Genomic DNA, 21,315 nt, shown 5'->3' with positions numbered 1-21,315 from the left:
AATCGGGCGGCTGCGGGACGGTGTCCCCATGCACCTCATCACGCACTTGCTTCTCGCCCTGGCGCTGATGTGGCCCCTGGGGCCGCCGCGTCCGGAGATCGTCCGTGGCTGGGAACCACCGGCCGGCCCCTACGCGGCCGGGCACCGCGGGGTCGACCTGGCCGCACCGGTGGGCACCCCGGTCCGCGCGGTGGCGTCGGGGGTGGTCACGTTCGCCGGCAGGGTGGCCGGCCGCGGAGTCCTCACGATCACGGTGCCGGGCACCGGAGAGCCGCCCCTTCGCACCACGTACGAACCGGTGGAACCGCGCGTCACGGCCGGCACCGCGGTCACCCGTGGCGACCCGGTCGCCACGCTCACTCCCCCGCCGCCCGGGAACCCCCACTGTCCGGAGTCCTGTCTGCACTGGGGTCTGCTGCGCGGCGACACCTACCTGAACCCCCTGCTGCTCCTGCACCGAGCCCCGTCGAGGCTGCTCCCGGTGACGGATCAGCCGCTCCCGGAGAGCACCAGGTCGTAGAGGTAGGAGCGGTCGCCCTTGAAGCTGCGCCACACGGTGGCCGGAGGTTCGGGCTCGTCGCCGGTGCCGTTCACGGGGTGAGCGGTGACGAGGCCGTCGGCGATCTCGCAGTGCCGGCCGAGGCCGGGCGCCCAGAGGCACCGCACCTGGCCGTCCGAACGGCCAGACGCGGGGCGGCCGTACTGCTCGCCGTTCCTCTCGAAGAGATGACGCAGGCCGTCGACGTGGCGCACGAAGGTGATCGAGGCGAGGCCCGCGGTCCGGTCCGTCGCGGGCCGGTCAGCCGCTGACGCCGCGGAGGGCCATCGAGACGGCGGCCTCGGCGATGGCGTCCGGGTCCTCGGCCGCACCCAGTTCGATACGACGCACGGCCGCGTCCACGACGCCCTGGAGGAGCATCGCGCCCAGACGGGGCTGGGCCTGGCCCAGGTCGGCGAGGGCCTCGACGATCATGGCGACGAGGGCGCCGTGGGCGGCGCGGATCTTCTCGCGTGCGCCGTCGTCGAGCTCGCTCGCGGAGATCGCGACCACCGCACGGTGACGCCGGTCCCCCACGAGCTCAAGCTGCGTGCGGACGTACGCCTCGACCTTGCCCTCGGCGGTGTCGGCCGCCGCCATCGCCGTCTCGACCTCGGCCGCCCAGACGGGGAAGTCGACGGCGCACAGCTCCTCGACCACGGCCGCGCGGGAGCGGAAGTACTCGTACACCGAGGAGCGGGCGAGGCCCGTCCGCTCGGCGAGGGCGGGGAAGGTCAGCGCCTCCGTACCGCCCTCGGACAGCAGGGAACGCGCGGCGTCCAGCAGGGCGCCGCGCTGCATCGTCCGGTGCTCGGCCACGGAGGCCGCTCGAATCCTGGGCACGGCTCCACCATACGACCGGCCGCGCGCGCTCAGCGTCCCGCATCGGCCAGCTTGGCGCGCAGCTGCAGGACGGACTTGGTGTGGATCTGGCTGACGCGGCTCTCGGTGACGCCGAGGACCTGACCGATCTCGGCGAGGGTGAGGCCCTCGTAGTAGTAGAGCGTGACGACGGTCTTCTCACGCTCGGGGAGGGTGTTGATGGCGCGGGCCAGGAGCCTGCGCAGCTCGCGGTCCTCGGCGACCTCGACCGGGTTGTCGGCGGCGGTGTCCTCCAGGGTGTCCATCAGCGACAGCCGGTCGCCGCCCTCGCCGCCCGCGTGGAGCAGCTCCTCCAGAGCGACGACGTTCGCGAGGGACAACTGGCTGAAAACCGCGTGCAGGTCCTCCAGCGCGATGTCCATCTCGGCCGCGACCTCGCTCTCGGTCGGGGTCCGGCGGAGCTTGGCCTCGAGGGTGGCGTAGGCGCGCTCGACGTTGCGCGCCTTCTGCCGTACGGAGCGAGGGATCCAGTCCAGGGCGCGGAGTTCGTCGATCATCGCGCCCCGGATGCGAGTGATCGCGTAGGTCTCGAACTTGATCGACCGCTCGACGTCGAACTTCTCGATGGCGTCGATCAGTCCGAAGACCCCGGAGGAGACGAAGTCGGCCTGTTCCACATTGGAGGGCAGCCCCACGCTGACGCGGCCCGCGACGTACTTGACCAGCGGCGAGTAGTGCAGGATCAGCTGTTCTCGCAGCCGCTCGTCGCCCGTGTCCTTGTACGACCGCCACAGCTCGTCGAGCGATGTCGGTGCGGGTGGTCGCACGGTGCCCCGGGCTGCTGGGGGCACCGCAGCGCGGTCAGACCCGGAGGTGTGCTGGGGCATGCGTTGCCTTGAGCCGTTCTGCTGGCGGGTTGGTCGGTCTGGGTGTCCGGCAGGGAATCCCGGTGAGCGTAGCGTGACTGGACCGTCGCGGTGTGCGAACCTCTGCGGATCGCACCGCTCCGGGTGGCTGCCCTCGGCCACGCTTTCGAACCCGGATGGTGGCGTGCTTCGGCCGCCGGGGTGCGGCCTGGAGAACTGGCTGGTTCATCACCATCACCATTTCACCCGAATGCTCCGGGTCAAGTACCGCCTCGCCGCACATTCGCCCCTTCCGTGGGGGTGTTCGTCAACTGCCAGTCATCTCCTTGCCGTTCGACGAACCCCAGGGAGTGCAGTTCGTAGAGTCGGGCGAGGGTGTCGTCGGTGGACGTGCCGGCCCGGTCGCCGATCGTCCTCACGGGTGCGGGGCGGCCCGCGGGGATTGCTTCGAGGACGCGGACGGCGTCGGGGCCGAGGAGGTCCCGGGGCAGGACGGGTCCACGCCGCGCCGGGGCGAGTTGCCCCATGTCCCCGACGAGTTCGATCACTTCGGCGGCGTCCGTGACGAGGGTGGCCTCGCCGCGCAGGAGTTCGTGGACGCCCGCGGAGAGGCCGCTGGTGACGGCGCCGGGCACCCCCATGGTGTGGCGGCCGAGCCGTGCGGCGGCGCGGGCGGTGACGAGGGAGCCGCTGCGGTACTCGGCCTCGACGACCACGGTGCCACGGGTCAGGGCGGCGATGACCCGGTTGCGGAGGATGAATCTGCTGGGTGTGGGGTGACTGCCCGGTGGTAACTCGCCGATGACGAGTCCCTGTTCGGCGATGCGTCCGATGAGTCCGGCATGGCCGCGGGGGTAGGGGAGGTCGACGCCGCAGGCGAGGACGGCGACGGTGGCGCCCTGGGCGGCGAGGGCTCCCCTGTGGGCGGCGCCGTCGATGCCGAAGGCGGCGCCGGAGACGACGACCCAGCCCTGTTCGGCGAGCCCGGAGGCGAGCGTGGTGGCCATGTGGGCGCCGTAGGGGGTGCAGGCGCGGGCGCCGACGACGGCGACGGAGCGCAGCGCCCAGGTCCGCAGGTCGGCCGGGCCCCGGATCCAGAGCCCGACGGGCCGGGCGTCGCCGAGGTCGTCGAGCTGGCGGGGCCACTCCGGGTCGCCGGGGACGACAAGCCGGCCGCCGTGTCGCTCGGCGGCGTCCAGGTCCCGCCGTGGTTCCACGGCGGCGGCCCGGCGCCGCCACCCGTCGACCCGTTTCTCCCCGGTGCCGGGGAACGGGGAGACCTCCTGGGCTCCTGCCGGGTCCCGGAGCCGATCCAGGAACCCGGGGGCTCCGTACTGCCGCAGCCACCGGCCGGCGTGGGTGTCGCCGGGTTCGACGACGCGGGTGAGGGCCGCGCGGGCGCGGCGTTCGTCGTCGGAGGTCATGCGCGGTCCCCCGCTCCCACCGGTACGCCCCGGGCGATGCCGGTGCGCAGTTCGAGGGCGAGGTGGACATCCTGGGCGTCGGGCCGGTCGTGGCCCGCCAGGTCCGCGACGGTCCAGGCGACGCGCAGGACCCGGTCGAGGCCGCGGGCGGTGAGCAGGCCGCGTTCGATGTCCCGCTCCGCCGCGGCGAGGGCTCCGGGGCGGACGAGGAAGCGGGTACGCAGTTCGTGGCCCGGCACCTCGCTGTTGACGGTCCACGGGGTGCCGGCGAGCCGGGCGGCGGTGCGGGCGCGCGCCTCGCGGACGCGGTCGGCGACGGTGGCGGTGGGTTCGCCGCGTCCACCTTGGCCGAGCAGGTCCGAGCGGGTGACCGGTTCGGCTTCGACACGGAGGTCGATGCGGTCGAGGAGCGGACCGGAGAGCCGGGCCTGATAGCGGCGGATCAGGGAGGCAGGGCACTCGCAGCCGGCGCCGTGCAGGGTGTGCCGTCCGCAGGGGCAGGGGTTCGCGGCGAGTGCGAGCAGGAACCGGGCGGGGAGCCGGACGACTCCGGCGGCACGGGCGACGACGACGTGCCCGGATTCGAGGGGCTGCCGCAGTGCGTCGAGCGCCTTCCCGGAGAACTCCGGCGCCTCGTCCAGAAAGAGGACTCCGCGGTGGGCGAGGGAGACGGCGCCGGGGCGTGGGAGTCCGTTGCCGCCGCCGACGAGGGACTGCATGGTCGCGGAGTGGTGGGGCGCGCAGTAGGGGGCGCGCCGGACGAGCGGTTCGCCGGGCGGGAGGATGCCGGCGACGGAGTGCACGGCGGTGACTTCGAGGGACTCCTGGCGGGTGAGTGGAGGCAGGATGCCGGGGAGCCGTTCGGCGAGCATGGTCTTCCCGGCTCCGGGCGGTCCGGAGAGCAGCAGGTGGTGGCTGCCCGCGGCGGCGACTTCCAGGGCGCGGCGGGCGCCGTGCTGGCCGGCGACGTCGGCGAGGTCGGGTCCGTCGAGGGGGTCGGCGGAGAGGCCGGTGCCGACGCCGGCGCCGGGGACGAGGAGTCCGGCGAGCATGGCGTCAGGGCGGCCCTCCTCGGCGGGTTCCTCTTCGGGAACGGGTTCGTCGGTCAGGACGGCGATGAGCTGGCGCAGGCTGCGGACTCCGAGGACGGAGACCCCGGGGACGAGCGCGGCTTCGCCGGCCGTCTGTTCGGGGACGACGACCTGGCGGTAGCCGGCTTCGGCGGCGGCGAGGACGGCGGGCAGGACGCCCCGCACGGGCCGTACGCGGCCGTCGAGCCCGAGCTCGCCGATGAGTACCAGGTCGGCGATGCCCCGGGGGTCGATCCGCTCGGCGGCGCCGAGGACGGCGGCTGCGACGGCGAGGTCGAAGCCGGATCCGCCCTTGGGGACGGAGGCGGGGCTGAGTCCGACGGTGAGCTTCTTCTGGGGCCATTCGGCGTCGGAGTTGACGATGGCTGCCCTGACGCGGTCGCGGCTCTCGCTGAGGCTCTTGTCGGGGAGTCCGACGAGGGTGAACGCGGCGACCCCGGCTTCCAGGTCGGCCTGGACCTCGACGACGACGCCTTCGACGCCGACGAGGGCGACGGAACAGGTGCGGGCGAATCCCATCACGCCACCCCCTGGGCGTGTGTGACGACCGGGGCGCCCCGACGGGGCAGGACGACGCCGACGAGGTCGATGCGGACGCCCCCGTCGGGCGGTGGTCCGCCGTGGCGGTCGAGCCAGCAGGCAGCGAGGCGTTTGAGCCGGTCGGCCTTGACCGGGGTGAGGGCGGCCATGGGGTGTTCGAAGGCACCGTCACGCCGGGTCTTGACCTCGCAGACGACGACCGTGTCCCCGTCCCGGGCGACGATGTCGATCTCTCCGGTGCGTCCGCAGCGCCAGTTCCGCGCGAGGATGCTCATACCCGCTTCGGCCAGCCTGCGGACCGCGAGCTGTTCCCCGTACCGTCCGAGGGCGTTCCTCGGGTTCCTCCGGCTCGACGACGTCCCCGGCCCGCTCGGTGTCCCCGGCCCGCTTGACGTGCTCGTCGTGCGCGTCGTGCTCGTCGTGCTCTTCGCGTTCGTCGCGTTCGATGCGCTCGGTGCGCTCGGTGCGTTCATCGGTACCACCTCCGGCACCGACTGTGACGCCTCGCCACGTTCCGTGTGCGGGCCGGTGGACAACCGGCCGCCTGTGGAGAACCTCGTCACTCGTCCGGGTGGTTCACACCGGGCTGCGGCATCAGCTGCCGGGAAGCTCCAGGTCGCTCTTGTTGAGCTCCTCGATGTTCACGTCCTTGAACGTGAGGACGCGGACCTGCTTGACGAACCTGGCCGGCCGGTACATGTCCCAGACCCAGGCATCGGCCATGGACACCTCGAAGAACACCTCACCCTGGACCGAGTGCACCTGCATCTCGTAGTCGTTGGTGAGGTAGAACCGACGCTCGGTCTCGATCACGTATTTGAACAGCCCGACGACATCGCGGTACTCCCGGTAGAGCTTCAGCTCCATCTCGGTCTCGTACTTCTCGAGGTCCTCGGCGCTCATGGCATGTTCCCCTTCAGCCGTGCGTCCACCTATTGTGCGCCAGCCACTCGCACCGTTAGGCGATTTCCGGGGCGAGCACCACCGGTGAACTCGGCGGTCCCTCGTCGAGCAGCCTGTGCAGCAGCTCGGCGAGTCTGGTCGGGTACACCGTCTCACGCGCCGCCGACAGTTCGGCGGAGGTCCACCACCTCAGCCCCGAGACACTGCGTTGCTCCAGCTCGGTGAGCCCGCCCGGGACCGTCACGGTCTGCCTGGTTCGTGCCAGGTAGTACCACTCGTCCTGGTCCCAGCGCCGCCCGTCGAACGGAAAGGAACAGAGCCGCTGCCAGAGGACCGGCCCCAGTTCGACGTCCGTGATCCCCGTCTCCTCCGCCAGCTCGCGCAGCACCGCCTCCTCCCGGGTCTCGTCGCCCTCCAGGCCGCCGCCCGGCGTGAACCACCAGGTCTGGGCCGGGTCGTCGGGCTCGTAACCGTGCAGGAGGAGGATGCGGTCGTCGGGGTCGAGCAGAACGACCCGCGCCACCCGCCGCAGCTCCCGCCCGCCGAGCCGGTCCGACCGGGTCGAACCCTCCGTACCCGTCACGCGGCCACCGTCTCCACCCGTCACGCGTCCACCGTCTTCCTGCCCGACGGCCGGTCTCCCGAGCGGCCCGCGGAACGTCCGCCCACCAGCCGCGCCACCGGGCCGTACGCGGCCCCGGCAAGGATCAGTACACACCCGCCGACGATCGCGTAGAAGAGCGGCTCGACCGGTCCGCGCTCCGAGACCCCGCCCGGCAGCGCCGCGAAGGCCGTGGGACGCTCCACGAGGTCCGTCTCGGGCCAGGCGACGGCGTCGACCCGGGCGGTGACCGCGGAGCTCGGCACGGAGCCGTGGCCCGCCTCCTCGAGATGGGTCCTGGAGTCGAGGGAGTTGTGCCGCTCGTCGCCGAGCAGGAAGAGCTTCCCCTCCGGCACGGTCGCCGAGAACTTCTGCCCCGAGGCCGGGGCGCCGGGCCGGGTGTACGGCTCCTCGATCGGCCTGCCGTCGACCGTGAGCCGCCCGTCCTTGTCGCAGCAGGCGACGGTGTCGCCGCCGACGCCCACGACCCGCTTGACCATGGGCACGTCGCCCCAGAGCGGGTCGTTGAAGATCACGATGTCACCGCGCCGCACCTCGTCGCCGTCGATCCGCTGCGCGAGGACCTTCGACCCGACCGCCAGGGCCGGCGTCATCGAGTCACTGGGCACGCTGTACGGCTGGTAGACCACGGCGCCCCAGGCGAAGCCGCCGAGGAAGAGCACACAGCCGACGGCCACGACCAGCCCCGACAGCACGCTGCCGAGGCGGCCGCGGCCGCCTTCCGTACGTATGGTTCCGCTCATCCCAGCGCTCCCCACCTCGAAGGTCGGTTCGACGATCTGGGACGGCACCCTACCCGGGCGCCCCTACTCGGCGGTATGCCGAGCCGTGAGCCTCTTCCTGCGCCACAGCACCAGCGGCAGCGCGCCGGCCAGACCGGCCGCGCCCGGGGCGACGGCCAGCGCCTGGCTGAGCCCCGGCTGGTCGAAGGTCTCCGGCACGGGCAGCGTCGACCAGCGGGTGACCGGCCAGGCCACGACGACGGCGCGGCCGACGACCTGGTCGGTCGGGACGGTGCCGCCGCCGGCGAGGTTCTGGTGGTAGCGGGAGTCCAGCGAGTTCTGCCGGTTGTCGCCCATCACCCAGATACTGCCCTCGGGGATGGTGATCGGCCCGAAGGGCTTGTCACCGCAGGGCGAGGAGCCGGGGTAGATGTACGAGGCCTCCTCCAGCGCCTTGCCGTTGAGGATGACCTTGCCGCCCTCCTTGCAGGAGACCGTGTCGCCGCCCACCGCGATGACCCGCTTGATCAGGTCCTTCTCCTCGGCGGAGGGCATCAGGCCGATGAAGGAGAGGAACTCCTGGAGCACGTTCGGGTCCGGAGTGGGCTCACCCTCCAGCCAGCCGCCCGGATCGTGGAAGACGACGACCTCGCCGCGCTCCGGCTCGGAGCCGAACCACGGGGTCAGCTTGTCCACCAGGACCCGGTCGCCACGCTGCAGCGTGTTCATCATCGAGTCCGAGGGGATCGAGAACGCCTGCACCAGGAAGGTCTTGATCAGCAGCGCGAGCAGCAGGGCGATACCGATCAGCAGCGGCAGTTCCTTCCAGAAGGAACGCGGCTTCTTGGGAGCATCGCCGGGCTCGCCGCCCTGTCCGGTGCCGCCGGCGTCGGCCGAGCCGTCCGCGGGGTCGGCGTCCGACCGGCCGCCGGAGTCATCCCTCATGGCCACCGACGACTCGGCGAGGCGCTCGGGCCTCTCCTCGGGATCGTCGTGTCCGGATCGTGCGCCGACGGCCACATCCCCCACATCCACTCCTCAGTCCGTGCATATGCCCGCCCCAGAACAGGGACAGGCCCACCACTCCCATAACGAGCGGGAGTTCCGCAGGGGTCGGGAGCCAGGGCAATCCGTTCAGATTCCGCCAAGACACACTATGCGACACCCCGCCCGCGGACACAGATCCCGAACGACCGTCCGGTACGGCCGCGAACGTGTCCGGCTCCTCCAGGCGCCGCCAGTGGCTCACCGGCCAGACGATGCCCACCGCGCGGCCGACGACGTCGTCCACGGAGATCGTCCCCTGGTCCTTCTCCTCGAGATGGAAGCGCGAGTCGGCGGAGTCCGAGCGATGGTCGCCCAGCACGAAGATCCGGCCCTGGGGCACCGTCACCCTGAACTTGATCTTCGAGGGTTCGTTCCCCGGATGCAGGTACGGCTCGTCGAGCGGTACGCCGTTGACCGTGATCCGCCCGTCCTTGTCGCAGCAGACGACGGTGTCGCCGCCGACCGCCACCACGCGCTTGATCAGGTCCTGTTCGTCTGCCGACGGGAGCAGTCCGATGAAGGTCAGGGCCTGCTTGACCTGCTTGACACCGACCGGGTCGTCCGCGGGCGGTCCGGCGTCCTGGAGCCAGTTGCCGGGGTCCTTGAAGACGACGACGTCACCGCGCTGCGGTGTGGAGCCGAACCAGGGGGTGAGTTTGTCGACCACGACCCGGTCGTCGATCCGGATCGTCTGTTCCATCGAGCCCGACGGGATGACGAACGCCTGGACCAGGAAGGTCTTCAGGACGAGCGCGATCAGCACCGCGACGATGACGAGGAGCGGGATCTCCTTGACGGCCGAGCGCTGCCGTCGGCGCTTGACCTTGCGGGCGAGCTTGCGCCGCTCCGCCCGCCCGGGCAGCGGACGGCCGGCGTCCGGGGACCGTGTGCCGGTGGGCAGCGGGGTGTCGGCGCGGTGCCCCGCCGCCCTGCCCCGGTTACCCATGGCCGCCCGCCGCGGGAGCGGGTACGGCGTCGAAGGCGCCGGTCTCCGGCACGCCGGACCAGCGGCCGAAGGGCCAGCCGATCCAGTCGGCGCGGCCGATCACCTGCTCGACGGGCACCATGCCGCCGCCCGGCTGACCGAGATGGTCCCGGGAGTCGCTCGACTGACTGCGGTGGTCGCCCATCACCCACAGGGTGCCCTGCGGTACGACGATGTCGAAGGGAACCTTCGACGGCGCGTCGCCCAGTTGGACGTACCACTCCTCGACGGGCGTGCCGTTGACGGTGAGCCGGCCGTTCGCGTCGCAGCAGACGACGCGGTCGCCGCCGACCCCCACGACCCGCTTCACGAAGTCGGTCTCGGCGGGCTCGGCGAGGCCGAGGGCCGCGGCGGCGCCGTGCATGAGCGCGCTGACCGGGTTCTCCTCGGGCACCTCCTGGAGGAAGGACCCGGTGCCGTCGAAGACGACGACGTCCCCGCGGCGGGGCTGGTCGCCGAAACGGTACGCCAGCTTGTTCACCAGGATCCGGTCCCCGACCCGGAGCGTCGGCTCCATCGAGCGGCTGGGGATCAGGAAGGGCTGCAGCGCGAAGTGGCTGAGGAGCAGCAGGAAGAGAACACAGACGCCGCCGAGGATCCCCGTACGGCGCCAGGACCGTCCGGACCGCCCCGGCCCGGACATACGCGCGGAGCGCGACCGCTCCTCCGTCTCGGAGGAGCGGTCGCGCTCCGTGTGCTGTGCTTCGGTGTCCATCGAGGGCAGAGCCTATCCGGCCGCCCTGTGAGTCAGTGCTCCGAAGCCCCGCGCGAACGGTGAGCCGGAGCTCAGTTGTCGCGCTTCTCCTTGATCTTGGCGGCCTTGCCGCGCAGCTCACGCAGGTAGTAGAGCTTGGCGCGACGGACGTCACCGCGGCTGACGAGCTCGATCTTCTCGAAGATCGGGCTGTTCACCGGGAAGGTGCGCTCGACACCGACGGAGAACGAGACCTTGCGGACCGTGAAGGTCTCGCTGACGCCCGAGCCCTGGCGGCGGATGACGACACCCTTGAACTGCTGGATACGGGAGCGGTTGCCCTCGATGACGCGCACGTGGACGTTCACGGTGTCGCCGGGACGGAAGGCGGGGAGGTCGGAGCGGAGCGAAGCCGCGTTGACCGAGTCGAGCAGGGAGGCCATGGTGGTCTCTTTCCTCGCTGATGCCACAGGTCATCAGCGGAACGTTCGAAGAAGACGATGAAGCGCCGTGCGTACCGGGCGGGCGTCGTCCCCCTGTGGCAGGGGCGCTCGTCGGACACACAGCAGCGGCCTATTCTTCCACGGCGTCGGCCCTGCGCCAAAATCGGCCGCCGCGCTCCGGGGCCCAGCCCAGCAGGGAGAGCGTCTCCCGGTCCTTCTTGTCGAAGACGGAGGGGTCACAGCGCTCGATCAGGTCGGGCCGGTACGCCGCCGTACGCCGGAACGCCTCGTCGCGGCGCCAGCGCGCGATCTTCCCGTGATGCCCGCTGAGGAGCACGTCGGGGATGGCACGGCCGCGCCACTCGGGGGGTTTTGTGTACACGGGGCCTTCGAGGAGGTTGGCCATGGCTCCGGGGGCGAAGGAGTCGTCGCGGTGGGACTCGGCGTTGCCGAGGACGCCGGGCAGCAGCCTCGCCACGGCCTCGGTGACGACCAGGACGGCGGCCTCCCCGCCGGCCAGGACGTAGTCGCCGATGGAGACCTCGTAGACCGGCATCCGGGTCGCGTACTCGTCCATGACGCGCCGGTCGATGCCCTCGTAGCGGGCAGGCGTGAAGATCAGCCAGGGGCGCTCGGAGAGCTCGACGGCGAGCTCCTGGGTGAAGGGGCGACCGCTGGGCGTGGGGACGACCAGGACGGGTCCGTGGGCGCCCGCCTCGAAGCCGTCGGCGAGGGTCTGGTCCAGGGCATCGCCCCACGGCTCGGTCTTCATGACCATGCCGGGGCCGCCGCCGTAGGGGGTGTCGTCGACCGTGTTGTGCCGGTCGTAGGTCCACTCCCGCAGGTCGTGGACGTGGACGTCGAGCTGTCCACGCGCGCGTGCCTTGCCGACCAGGGAGACGTTCAGCGGCTCCAGGTACTCCGGGAAGATCGTGACGACGTCGAGCCGCATCAGGATTCTTCCTCGCGGGAGGACGCGATCTCGGCGCGGTCGTCGATCAGTCCGGGCGGGGGCTCGATGACGGCCCGCTGCCGCTCCAGGTCGATCTCGGTGACGATCTCCTCGACGAAGGGGATCATCAGCTCGGTGCCGTCGGGCCGCTCGACGATGAAGAGGTCCTGGGACGGCAGGTGGGAGATCTCGGTGATCCGGCCGATCTCGGTGCCGTCGGCGAGCACGACGTCCAGGTCCATGAGCTGGTGGTCGTAGTACTCGTCGTCCTCCTCGGGCCGCTCATCGGGGTCGACGTCGGCGATGAGCAGGGTGTTGCGGAGGGCCTCGGCGCCGTTCCGGTCGCGTACGCCCTCGAAGCGGACGAGCAGGCGACCGCTGTGGACGCGACCGGTCTCGATGGTCAGGGGTCCCGCAGATGCGGGATCGGTGAGCAGGACCGCTCCGGGGCTGAGCCTCAGTTCGGGCTCGTCCGTCCGTACCTCGACGGTGACCTCGCCCTTGATGCCGTGGGCGCGGCCGACCCGCGCGACTACCAGCTGCACGACTTCATTCTCTCCTGTCCGACGACGACGGGCCGGGGCGGACCCGAAGGCCCTCCCCGGCCCGTGCCGGTGTGTCCAACTTGCTTCAGCGGACCTGGTCCACGTCGACGAGGTCGACACGGATGCCACGGCCGCCGATGGCGCCCACGACGGTGCGCAGCGCACGCGCGGTACGGCCGTTACGGCCGATCACCTTGCCGAGGTCGTCGGGGTGGACCCGAACCTCGAGCACGCGGCCACGGCGCAGGTTGCGCGAGGCGACCTGCACATCGTCGGGGTTGTCGACGATGCCCTTCACGAGGTGCTCGAGAGCCTCCTCGAGCATGCTCAGGCCTCGGTCGACTCGGTGGACGCGACCTCGGCCTCGTCCGCCTTCTTGTCGGCCTTCTTCGCCTTCGGGGTGATGGCCTCACCCTTGGCGTCGTCACCCTCGAGGGTCTTGGCGAACGCGTCGAAGGAGGCGCGCTTGTCCTCCTTCGTCGCCGGCTGCAGCAGCGGCGCCGGGGCCGGCAGGCCCTTGTGCTTCTGCCAGTCGCCGGTGAGCTTCAGGATGGCGAGGACCGGCTCGGTCGGCTGGGCGCCGACGGACAGCCAGTACTGCGCGCGGTCCGAGTCGACCTCGATCTTCGACGGGTTGTACGTCGGGTGGTACAGACCGATCTCCTCGATCGCACGACCGTCCCGGCGGGTGCGGGAGTCGGCGACGACGATGCGGTAGTGCGGCTGGCGAATCTTGCCGAGGCGCTTGAGCTTGATCTTGACTGCCACTGGAGTGGTGTCTCCTGGTCTTGACGTGGTTGGGCACATGAGATGCCACGTGGGGTTGCGGTACTCGGGTGCCCGATGGACGCGTCAGCCGGAGGAGAGAGGGGTCCTATGCGACTGTCGAGTACAGCTAGCCATTGTGCCACACGACCGTGGCGCCCCCCGACCCGGGCGGGTCAGGGGTCAGCCGGCCGCGCCCACCGATTCCGGGATACGGAAGGGCTTGCCGCAGCCGCCGCAGACGATCGGGGCCTGGGCGAGCACCGAGGGGACCACGCGCACGTTGCGGCCGCAGTCGCAGACGGCCTTCACGCGCACTCCGCCGCCGGAGGAGCCGTGGCGGGCGGCGGGGCCGCGGAAGGAGCGCTTGGTGTCCGCGGCCGTCGCGACGGTGTGGGCCTTGAGGGCGCGCTGCAGCCGCTCCATCGTGGGCCGGTACCGCCGCTTCGCCTCGGGGTTGAGCGTGACCAGGGAGAAGCCGCTGCTGGCGTGCGGCTCCTCGGGGTGGTCCAGGCCCATCTCCTCGGCGATCGCCAGGAATCTGCGGTTGTGGTAGCGGCCGGCGCGTGAGGTGTCGCGGACACCTCGGGCGGCGGCGATGCCGTGGACTGCTTCGTGGAGCAGCCGTTCGAAGGAGAGCTCGGCGCCGCAGGCGGACGAGGACTCTCCGATCAGGGACTCGGGCGCGGCAAGATCGGGCAGTTCGGGGTGGTGCCGCTGAATGTCGGCCCACGCCTGTGCCAGCTCTGCGGCGAGAACAGGTGGTGTCGTGCTCACGTCGCGTACAACGAGCCGACGCGCCCCCGGGTTCCATTCCGGGGCATCCCAAATATTTTGCACGTACCCGTCAGTTGCCCTTGATGGGTCCGGACGAGGGTCAGTGCGCCGATCTGCGGAGAAGTGGCGCGGCTCGCGTCAAGGTGGTGCGTAGCGGCGCATACGCCCCGGCGCGTAGTGGTGGTGTACGCGCCCCGGGGGGTCGATGCAGGGACAGTACCGGGTCGGGCGTCACATCGGCGCACCGCCCCTCCCCGAAGAGGAAGTGGTGCGGCGCGAGCACTGGACGCGGGCACGGATCGGCAGTTCCCTGACATACGGGGGGATGCGGGCACCTGCTTCACGGGGGCTGTCGACCAGGCACTGATTGGGGCGCTTTCCATGACACCTACGCTCGTCCCGCACCACCCCGCGCGCGACTGGGCCGAGATCCAGGAACGCATGCTCGTACCGCTCTACGAGGCGGTGTACGACCGGTTGGAGGTGGGCCCCGGCTCACAGGTCCTGGGACTCGGCTGCGGATCGGGCCTCGCGCTGCTGATCGCGGCCTCGCGCGGCGCGCGGGTCACCGGCGTGGACCGGGACCAGGCGCGCGTGGAGCTGGCGAGGGAGCGGATTCCGGAGGAGACGGGGCACACGGTCGTCGAGGGCGGCCCGGCGGACGTGAGTGGCGCGTCCCGTGCCCCGTTCGACGTGATCACGGCCTTCCACGCCTCGGCGGAGCGGGGGCGGGATCTCGCGGGCGTCACTCCTCTGGCCCAACCGGGCGCTGCGGTTGTGCTGGCGGGCTGGGGACCGCCCGAGCGGTGCGCGACGGCGTCGGTGCTGAAGGTCGCGGCGCGCCTGGCGGGCTGGCGGCCGGCGTTCCGAGACGACCTGGAGGGCGTGGTGGCGCGGGCCGGCCTGAAGCCGGACGGCTCGGGGCGGGTGTCCTGCCCGTTCGGCTACGCGGATCCGGAAAGCGCGGTGCGGGGCCTCGTCTCGACGGGCGACTTCGACGCGGCGATCCGCGCCACGGACCCGGACCAGGTCGAGAAGGAGATCACGGAGGCTCTGCAGCCGTACGTCCGCCGCGACGGCACGGTCTGGATGCCGAACGTCTTCCGCTACCTGATCGCCCGGGTGCCGTAGCGGCCCCGGACCGGGCGCGCGGCCGGGCTCCGCACCGCGCTCGCGGGCCGGTTCCGGGCTGGTCCCGGGACTCTCGTCGGCGGGGTGGGGGCAACTGCCGGGGGCGGGCCCCAGGGGCCCCGTGTGCGGGCCTTCAGGGGTCCTGCTTCAGGCGCGTGATGCCCGCGGCGCGGTAGGCCGCGTCCTCCTCCAGGGTCTCGTTCGCCAGCAGGGCGGTCGCGAGAGCGTCGAGCTTGTCGCGGTTCTCGCGGAGTCGGCGGACGGCGCTCTCGTAGCACTCGTCGACGATCCGGCGCATCTCCTCGGCCACCATGTCGAGGGTCGCGGGGGCCGCCGAGAGGCCGTACGCCTGCTGGGCGTCGCCGGGGATGGCCGTGAGGCGGCCGACGCGCTCGCTCATGCCCCAGCGGCCGGCCATGCCGCGGGCGATGCCGGTGACCTGCTCCAGGTCGCTCTCGGCGCCCGTGGTGACGACCCCGAAGACGACCTGCTCGGCGGCCATCCCGCCGAGCGCGCCGATGATCCGGCCGCGCAGGTACTCCTCGGTGTACGCGTACCTGTCGGCGTCCGGCGTGGAGAGCGTGACGCCGAGGGCACGTCCGCGCGGCACGATCGTGATCTTGCGGACCGGGTCCGCGCCGGGCTGGAGCATCCCGAGCAGGGCGTGGCCGCTCTCGTGGTACGCCGTGCGGCGCCGCTCCTCCTCGGGCATCACCAGCGGCCGCTCGGCGCCGAGCTGGACCTTCTCCAGGGCGTCGGAGAGGTCGGACGCGGTGACCGCCTTCTGCTGCCGCTTGACGGCGAGGAGGGCGGCCTCGTTGGCGAGGTTGGCGAGTTCCGCGCCGGTCATCCCCGGCGTCGTCCGGGCGACCTGGACCAGGTCGACGTCCTGGGCGAGCGGGATGTCCCGGGTGTGGATCCTGAGGATGGCCTCGCGGCCCCCGCGGTCGGGCGGGTTCACGTGCACGATCCGATCGAAGCGGCCGGGCCGGGTGAGCGCGGGGTCGAGCACGTCGGCGCGGTTGGTGGCGGCGAGGACGATGACGCCCTCGGAGCCGGTGAAGCCGTCCATCTCGGTCAGGATCTGGTTGAGGGTCTGTTCGCGCTCGTCGTGGCCGCCCATGCCGGAGCCGCCGCCACGCGCGCGGCCGATGGTGTCGATCTCGTCGATGAAGATGATGGCCGGCGCCACCTTGCGCGCCTCGGCGAAGAGCTCACGGACCCGCGAGGCTCCGACGCCCACGATCATCTCGATGAACTCCGACGCGGAGGCGGAGAAGAACGGCACGCCGGCCTCGCCGGCGACCGCACGGGCGAGGAGGGTCTTGCCGGTTCCCGGCGGTCCCGCGAGAAGCACGCCGCGCGGCATCCTGGCGCCCATGTCGCGGTAGGCGGCGGGGTTCTTCAGGAAGTCGACGACGTCGTTGAGTTCGCCCTCGACCTCGTCGATGCCGGCCACGTCCTCGAAGGTGGTGCGCCGGGCGCCCGGTTCGAGCTCGACGGGTCTGGGCGGGGCCTTGCGGCCGAGCATGCCGCCCGCGCCGCCCATCCCGCTCATCCGGCGGGCGATGAAGATCCACAGTGCGACGAGCAGCAGCATCGGCGCGAGCGAGATCAGCAGGTTGGCGAGGAAGCTGCGCTCCTGGACGACGGGCTCGGCGGTGACCGTGACGCCCTTCGCGGTCAGCTCGTCCCAGAGCTCGTCGTCGGCGAACGCGGGCCGCTGGGTGACGAACTTGGAGTAGTCGCCCTTGTCGCCGTTGGGCAGGGGCTGTCTGTTCTTCAGCTCGCCCTGGATGGCGTCACCCTTTGAGTAGATCTTGGTGACGTTGCCCGCGTTCACCTGCTTGCTGAACTCGGTGTACGAGATCGTCGGCTCGTCGCCCCTGTTGAAGAAGGACAGCACGAGGTTGGCGATGAGATAGACGACCAGGGCGGCGAGGACGAGCCCTCCCCACCCTCCGGGCATCTTCCTCTTCGGCGGCTGCGGCGGCGGGGCCCCTTCCGAGCGCCAGGGCTGGTCCGTCCGGTCGCGCGGAGGTACGGAGTTGGGCACGCTGCTCTCCTCACACCGACGGTGGGGCCGGACCCCAGTATCGAGAGAGCGAACAATTCCGGCATGTCAGACGGGGTGAAGGAGTGAAAAAGGGCCCGGGGCGGTTTCACACCGCCCCGGGCCCTTTCGGGAAGCTGCTCAGCCCATGAACTTCTTGAACTCGTCCGGCAGCTCGAAGTCGCCCGGGTTCTGCCCCGCCGCCGGGAGGCCGAACGCGCCGCCCTGCTGCGCCTGCTCGCGGCGGGCCTGGGCGGCCTCCTCCTCGGCCTTGCGCTTCATCGGGTTGCCGCTCTTGCGCTTGCCCTTGGCCTGCTTGACCTGCTTCTTCTGACGGCCGGGCCCGCCGCCCATCCCCGGGATGCCGGGCATGCCCGGCATCCCGCCGCCCTGGGCCATGCGGGACATCATCTTGCGGGCCTCGAAGAAGCGCTCGACGAGCCCCTTGACCGCGCTGACCTCGACGCCGGAACCCTTGGCGATACGGGCGCGGCGCGAGCCGTTGATGATGGTCGGGTCCTGACGCTCGCCCGGCGTCATCGACTTGATGATCGCGGCCGTGCGGTCGACGTCCCGCTCGTCGATGTTGTTGATCTGCTCCTTCATCTGCGCCATGCCGGGGAGCATCCCGAGCAGCTTGGAGATGGAGCCCATCTTGCGGACCTGTTCCATCTGGGCGAGGAAGTCGTCGAGCGTGAACTCCTGGCCCTTCTTGGACGCCAGCTTGGAGGCCATCTTGGCGGCCTCTTCCTGGCTGAAGGTCTGCTCGGCCTTCTCGATGAGCGAGAGCATGTCGCCCATGCCGAGGATGCGGGACGCCATGCGGTCCGGGTGGAACGCGTCGAAGTCGTCCAGCTTCTCGCCGTTGGAGGCGAACATGATCTGGCGGCCGGTGACGTGCGCGATGGAGAGCGCGGCACCGCCTCGGGCGTCACCGTCGAGCTTGGAGAGCACGACGCCGTCGAAGCCGACGCCGTCGCGGAAGGCCTCGGCGGTGTTGACCGCGTCCTGACCGATCATGGCGTCGACGACGAAGAGGACCTCGTCGGGGCTGACGGCGTCGCGGATGTCCGCGGCCTGCTGCATCAGCTCCTGGTCGATGCCGAGGCGGCCGGCGGTGTCGACGATGACGACGTCGTACATCTTGGTCCGCGCGTACTCGATCGAGTCCTTCGCGACCTGGACGGGGTCACCGACGCCGTTGCCCGGCTGCGGGCCGTAGAACGCCACGCCCGCGCGCTCGGCGACGACACCGAGCTGGGTGACGGCGTTGGGGCGCTGGAGGTCACAGGCGACGAGCAGCGGGGAGTGGCCCTGGCTCTTGAGCCAGAGGCCGAGCTTTCCGGCGAGGGTGGTCTTACCGGCGCCCTGGAGGCCGGCGAGCATGATCACGGTGGGCGCGGTCTTGGCGAACCGCAGGCGCCGGGTCTCGCCGCCGAGGATGCCGATGAGCTCCTCGTTGACGATCTTGATGACCTGCTGGGCGGGGTTCAGCGCCTGGGAGACCTCGGCGCCGGTGGCCCGCTCCTTGACCTGCTTGATGAACGCCCGGACGACGGGCAGCGCGACGTCGGCCTCGAGCAGGGCGATCCGGATCTCGCGCGCGGTGGCGTCGATGTCCGCCTCGGACAGGCGGCCCTTGCCCCGGAGGTTCTTGAATGTCGCTGCAAGGCGGTCGGAGAGGGTATCGAACACGGCGGTCGCGGATCCTCGGTGTCGGGGGCAGGCGGACGGATTGCCCTCAAGGGTATCTGGCCGCTCGAAGGACGTGCCCCCGCCCGCCGAATCCGGCGACCGGAGGCGTCGGCCCGCTCGTGCCGGGGAACGGACGTCGGGCCCGGCCGACCGGCCCCTGACCTGCGGATCACCCCATCGCCCCACAGGGAGCACGCCGTACTCAACGACCGGCGCGCCCCCGTGTCACGGGTCACCGCAGCGCCTTCTCCAGCGCCTGCGCGACGTCCGCGGCCTCCTCCTCGGCCAGGAGAGAGCCGTCGGGACGTGTCACGTACAGCGTGTCGACGGCGTTCGCGCCCAGCGTCGAGACATGGGCGCTCCTCACCCGCACGTCGGCGCCCTCCAGCGCCCGGCCGATGCGGTGGAGCAGGCCGGGGGCGTCCTGGGCGCGGACCTCGATGACGGTGGCGAGCCGGGAGTCGGCGGCGGCGACGGTGACGCGGGGCGGCGGGGCGGTCAGACCGCGCCGCCGGGGGTAGGCGGCCTCGCGTTCGGCGAGCCGGGCCGGGATGTCCAGGCTGCCGTCCAGGGCCCGTACGAGATCGGCGCGGAGCCGTGAGGCCTGCGGCAGGGAGCCGTATTCGGCGGCCACGCGCCAGTTCAGGACCAGGACGGCGCCGGCGCCGAGTGCGGTGGGAAGCTCGACGGCACGCAGGTCCGCGGCCCGTACCGTCAGCCGGTGCAGCGCGAGGACGCCGGCCGCGGCGGGCAGGACGCCGGGCTGGTCGGGCAGGGCGATGAGGAGTTCGACGCCCACGGGTTCCGGTTCGCCGTCCTCGGGGGCGCTCTCGGGCTCGGTGTGCAGGGCGAGGGCCGGCTCTCCGGTCCGCAGGGCCTCGATGGCGAGGCGTTCCTGTTCGGCGCTGGTCGCGGCGGGCTCGGGTTCCGCCGCGGGCTCTCCGGAGAGGACGGCTCCGACCCGCTTGACGAGGTCGGCGACGAGCGAGGCGCGCCAGGTGGACCAGGCGGCCGGACCGGTGGCCAGCGCGTCGGCCTCGGTGAGGGCGTGCAGCAGTTCCAGGGCTCCGGCGGTGCCGACGGCGGAGGCGACGGCCTCGACGGTGGCGGGGTCGTCCAGATCGCGCCGGGTCGCGGTCTCGACGAGCAGCAGGTGGTGGCGTACGACGGTGGCGAGGACGGCCACGTCGGCGCGGTCGAAGCCGATCCGGGTCGCGAGGTCGCGGGCGATGGTCTCGCCGGCCACGGAGTGGTCGCCCGGCCAGCCCTTGCCGATGTCGTGCAGGAGCGCGGCGACGAGCAGCAGGTCGGGCCGGCCGACGCGGCGGGTCAGCGAGGAGGCGCGTACGGCGGTCTCGACGAGGTGCCGGTCGACGGTCCAGGTGTGGACGGGGTTGCGCTGCGGGCGGCAGCGGACGCGCTCCCAGTCGGGCAGCAGCCGGGTGACGAGGCCTTCGGCCTCCAGCGCCTCCCAGACGGGCACGGTGGGCTCCCCCGCGCCGAGCAGGGTGACGAGCTCCTCGCGCGCCTCTGCGGGCCACGGCACCGGCAGCGTCCGGGCGGCGGCCGCCAGGCGGCGTACGGCGTGCAGGGAGAGCGGGAGCCCGGACTGGGCTGCGGCGGCAGCGGCGCGCAGCGGCAGCACGGGGTCGCGTTCGGGCTTGGCGCTGAGGGCGAGGACGACCTCGCCGTCCATCTCGACGACGCCCTCGGCGAGCGGGGTGCGTTCGACGGGCGGCCTTCCGCCCCCCGACCTGCCGCCCAGGAGGCCGCGGAAGCGGGGGCGGGCGGAGCGGGCCTTCAGGACCCGGTTGACCTCGCGCCAGGTGACGTCGGTGGCGTACGAGATGATCCGCGCCGCTTCGTACACCTCGCGGAGCAGGGTGTCGGCGTCGAGGAGGCCGAGCTCGTCGGCGACGGCGTCCTGTTCCTGGAGGGCGAGCCGGTCGCTGGCCCGTCCGGTGGCGAGGTGGAGCGCGTCGCGGGCGTCGAGGAGGCGGCGGCGGGCCTCGTCCAGGCCCTCGCGCGGGGCGTCGGCGAGCCAGGAGGCGGCGACGGCGCGCAGTACCTGGGCGTCGCGAAGCCCTCCCCTGGCCTCCTTGAGGTCGGGTTCGAGGAGGAACTGCAGCTCCCCCATGCGCTCGGCGCGCTCGCGGCAGAGCGCGTCCAGCTCCGGGAGCCGCTTCGGCGCCTGGTTGCGCCAGTCGGCGAGGACGGCCGTGCGCAGTCCGGCGACGAGTCCGAGGTCGCCGGCCACCGGCCGGGCGTCGAGGAGGCCGAGGTGGACCTTGAGGTCGTCTCCGGCGGTCCTGCGGGCCTCGGCGGGGGTACGGACGGAGTGGTCGAGGGCGAGGCCGAGGTCCCAGACCGGGTACCAGATCCGGTCGGCGAGGCCGGCGACGGCGCCCGCGTCGGCGGTTCCGTCGTGCAGCAGGAGCAGGTCCAGGTCGCTGCGCGGGGAGAGTTCGCCGCGCCCGTAGCCGCCGACGGCGACGAGCGCCACCCCTCGTGGCGGCCTCGCGGCGGTGAACAGCCCCGTCAGCCAGTCGTCGGTGAGCCGGGCCAGGGCGGCACGGCGCGGCGGCCCGGACCGCGTCTTCTCGGTGAGAAGGCGCAGCCGGGCCGCCGCGTAGCCGCTGGGTCCCGAGTCTTCCGCTCGTGTGCTCGTGTCGACGCTCGTCACCCAGCAGCTCCTTACGT

23 protein-coding genes are annotated in these 21,315 nt (G+C 72.0%); 2 read left to right on the top strand and 21 right to left on the bottom strand.

Translation table 11 applies throughout. From position 1 onward, the window contains the following. The first annotated feature begins 28 nt into the window (after positions 1 to 28). Positions 29 to 520 (top strand): M23 family metallopeptidase, encoded by a 492-nt coding sequence (locus ACFUJR_RS03285; protein ID WP_383177414.1) that lies wholly within the window; start codon positions 29 to 31, stop codon positions 518 to 520. Here ACFUJR_RS03285 and ACFUJR_RS03280 read toward each other — a convergent pair. The 18 genes from ACFUJR_RS03280 to ACFUJR_RS03195 all read right to left on the bottom strand — a co-directional run bounded on the left by ACFUJR_RS03280 (position 490) and on the right by ACFUJR_RS03195 (position 13,736). Further along, positions 490 to 753: a hypothetical protein gene (locus tag ACFUJR_RS03280; protein WP_383177411.1), complete on the bottom strand. Its 264-nt coding sequence runs from the start codon at positions 751 to 753 to the stop codon at positions 490 to 492. The two genes, ACFUJR_RS03285 and ACFUJR_RS03280, sit on opposite strands and share 31 nt — an antisense overlap. Before the next feature lie 46 nt (positions 754 to 799). Next, positions 800 to 1,357, bottom strand: a complete 558-nt coding sequence (locus tag ACFUJR_RS03275; RefSeq protein WP_383177434.1) for a TetR/AcrR family transcriptional regulator — start codon at positions 1,355 to 1,357, stop codon at positions 800 to 802. A gap of 53 nt (positions 1,358 to 1,410) precedes the next feature. Beyond that, the gene (gene whiG, locus ACFUJR_RS03270; RefSeq protein WP_383177408.1) at positions 1,411 to 2,247 is read right to left on the bottom strand and encodes an RNA polymerase sigma factor WhiG; all 837 of its coding nucleotides are present in this window, start codon (positions 2,245 to 2,247) and stop codon (positions 1,411 to 1,413) included. Between the two features lie 239 nt (positions 2,248 to 2,486). Next, a complete protein-coding gene (dprA, locus tag ACFUJR_RS03265; RefSeq protein ID WP_383177405.1) occupies positions 2,487 to 3,650 on the bottom strand; it encodes a DNA-processing protein DprA in 1,164 nt (387 codons plus the stop codon). Further along, positions 3,647 to 5,260, bottom strand: a complete 1,614-nt coding sequence (locus ACFUJR_RS03260; protein WP_383177402.1) for a YifB family Mg chelatase-like AAA ATPase — start codon at positions 5,258 to 5,260, stop codon at positions 3,647 to 3,649. Before ACFUJR_RS03260 ends, dprA begins: the two co-directional genes overlap by 4 nt. Beyond that, a complete protein-coding gene (locus ACFUJR_RS03255; protein ID WP_383177399.1) occupies positions 5,260 to 5,754 on the bottom strand; it encodes a YraN family protein in 495 nt (164 codons plus the stop codon). The genes ACFUJR_RS03260 and ACFUJR_RS03255 overlap by 1 nt, the downstream gene beginning before the upstream one ends. 121 nt (positions 5,755 to 5,875) lie before the next feature. After that, the gene (locus ACFUJR_RS03250; protein WP_005311352.1) at positions 5,876 to 6,184 is read right to left on the bottom strand and encodes a DUF2469 domain-containing protein; all 309 of its coding nucleotides are present in this window, start codon (positions 6,182 to 6,184) and stop codon (positions 5,876 to 5,878) included. A gap of 55 nt (positions 6,185 to 6,239) precedes the next feature. Beyond that, the gene (locus ACFUJR_RS03245; protein ID WP_383177396.1) at positions 6,240 to 6,767 is read right to left on the bottom strand and encodes an NUDIX hydrolase; all 528 of its coding nucleotides are present in this window, start codon (positions 6,765 to 6,767) and stop codon (positions 6,240 to 6,242) included. Between the two features lie 20 nt (positions 6,768 to 6,787). After that, on the bottom strand, positions 6,788 to 7,549 hold the full coding sequence (lepB, locus tag ACFUJR_RS03240; protein ID WP_383177393.1) for a signal peptidase I: 762 nt from the start codon (positions 7,547 to 7,549) through the stop codon (positions 6,788 to 6,790). 63 nt (positions 7,550 to 7,612) lie between these two features. Beyond that, on the bottom strand, positions 7,613 to 8,548 hold the full coding sequence (gene lepB / locus ACFUJR_RS03235) for a signal peptidase I (protein WP_383177431.1): 936 nt from the start codon (positions 8,546 to 8,548) through the stop codon (positions 7,613 to 7,615). After that, positions 8,463 to 9,521, bottom strand: coding sequence for a signal peptidase I (lepB, locus tag ACFUJR_RS03230; RefSeq protein WP_383177390.1), 1,059 nt, complete (start codon positions 9,519 to 9,521; stop codon positions 8,463 to 8,465). The genes lepB (ACFUJR_RS03235) and lepB (ACFUJR_RS03230) overlap by 86 nt, the downstream gene beginning before the upstream one ends. Beyond that, the gene (gene lepB / locus ACFUJR_RS03225; protein WP_383450205.1) at positions 9,514 to 10,275 is read right to left on the bottom strand and encodes a signal peptidase I; all 762 of its coding nucleotides are present in this window, start codon (positions 10,273 to 10,275) and stop codon (positions 9,514 to 9,516) included. Before lepB (ACFUJR_RS03225) ends, lepB (ACFUJR_RS03230) begins: the two co-directional genes overlap by 8 nt. Positions 10,276 to 10,346: 71 nt before the next feature. Continuing rightward, positions 10,347 to 10,697: a 50S ribosomal protein L19 gene (gene rplS, locus ACFUJR_RS03220; protein ID WP_315893860.1), complete on the bottom strand. Its 351-nt coding sequence runs from the start codon at positions 10,695 to 10,697 to the stop codon at positions 10,347 to 10,349. Between the two features lie 130 nt (positions 10,698 to 10,827). Continuing rightward, positions 10,828 to 11,649 carry a tRNA (guanosine(37)-N1)-methyltransferase TrmD gene (gene trmD / locus ACFUJR_RS03215; protein WP_383180419.1) on the bottom strand — a complete coding sequence of 274 codons (822 nt, stop codon included), beginning with the start codon at positions 11,647 to 11,649 and terminating at the stop codon, positions 10,828 to 10,830. Continuing rightward, positions 11,649 to 12,194 carry a ribosome maturation factor RimM gene (gene rimM, locus ACFUJR_RS03210; RefSeq protein ID WP_383180422.1) on the bottom strand — a complete coding sequence of 182 codons (546 nt, stop codon included), beginning with the start codon at positions 12,192 to 12,194 and terminating at the stop codon, positions 11,649 to 11,651. Before rimM ends, trmD begins: the two co-directional genes overlap by 1 nt. 85 nt (positions 12,195 to 12,279) lie before the next feature. After that, positions 12,280 to 12,519 (bottom strand): RNA-binding protein, encoded by a 240-nt coding sequence (locus ACFUJR_RS03205; protein WP_005311361.1) that lies wholly within the window; start codon positions 12,517 to 12,519, stop codon positions 12,280 to 12,282. A 2-nt stretch (positions 12,520 to 12,521) separates the two neighbouring features. Further along, on the bottom strand, positions 12,522 to 12,962 hold the full coding sequence (rpsP, locus tag ACFUJR_RS03200; protein ID WP_383180425.1) for a 30S ribosomal protein S16: 441 nt from the start codon (positions 12,960 to 12,962) through the stop codon (positions 12,522 to 12,524). Positions 12,963 to 13,142: 180 nt separating this feature from the next. Beyond that, positions 13,143 to 13,736, bottom strand: coding sequence for a hypothetical protein (locus ACFUJR_RS03195; RefSeq protein WP_352190305.1), 594 nt, complete (start codon positions 13,734 to 13,736; stop codon positions 13,143 to 13,145). Positions 13,737 to 14,117: 381 nt separating this feature from the next. Between ACFUJR_RS03195 and ACFUJR_RS03190 the strand changes: the two genes are divergently transcribed. After that, positions 14,118 to 14,867, top strand: coding sequence for a class I SAM-dependent methyltransferase (locus ACFUJR_RS03190; protein WP_383180429.1), 750 nt, complete (start codon positions 14,118 to 14,120; stop codon positions 14,865 to 14,867). 133 nt (positions 14,868 to 15,000) lie between these two features. Here the strand turns inward: ACFUJR_RS03190 and ftsH are convergent, their stop codons facing one another. From ftsH to ACFUJR_RS03175, 3 genes are all read right to left on the bottom strand, one after another. Continuing rightward, complete coding sequence (ftsH, locus tag ACFUJR_RS03185; RefSeq protein WP_383180432.1) at positions 15,001 to 16,923, bottom strand: ATP-dependent zinc metalloprotease FtsH; 1,923 nt, start codon at positions 16,921 to 16,923, stop codon at positions 15,001 to 15,003. A gap of 138 nt (positions 16,924 to 17,061) precedes the next feature. After that, positions 17,062 to 18,615, bottom strand: coding sequence for a signal recognition particle protein (gene ffh / locus ACFUJR_RS03180; protein ID WP_383181151.1), 1,554 nt, complete (start codon positions 18,613 to 18,615; stop codon positions 17,062 to 17,064). A 232-nt stretch (positions 18,616 to 18,847) separates the two neighbouring features. Further along, positions 18,848 to 21,298, bottom strand: a complete 2,451-nt coding sequence (locus ACFUJR_RS03175; protein ID WP_383450203.1) for a [protein-PII] uridylyltransferase — start codon at positions 21,296 to 21,298, stop codon at positions 18,848 to 18,850. Positions 21,299 to 21,315: the final 17 nt, after the last annotated feature.

The organism is Streptomyces sp. NPDC057271 (assembly GCF_042668715.1).
In the GTDB taxonomy this organism is placed as follows: domain Bacteria; phylum Actinomycetota; class Actinomycetes; order Streptomycetales; family Streptomycetaceae; genus Streptomyces.
This window is presented reverse-complemented; position numbering and strand designations above follow the sequence as displayed.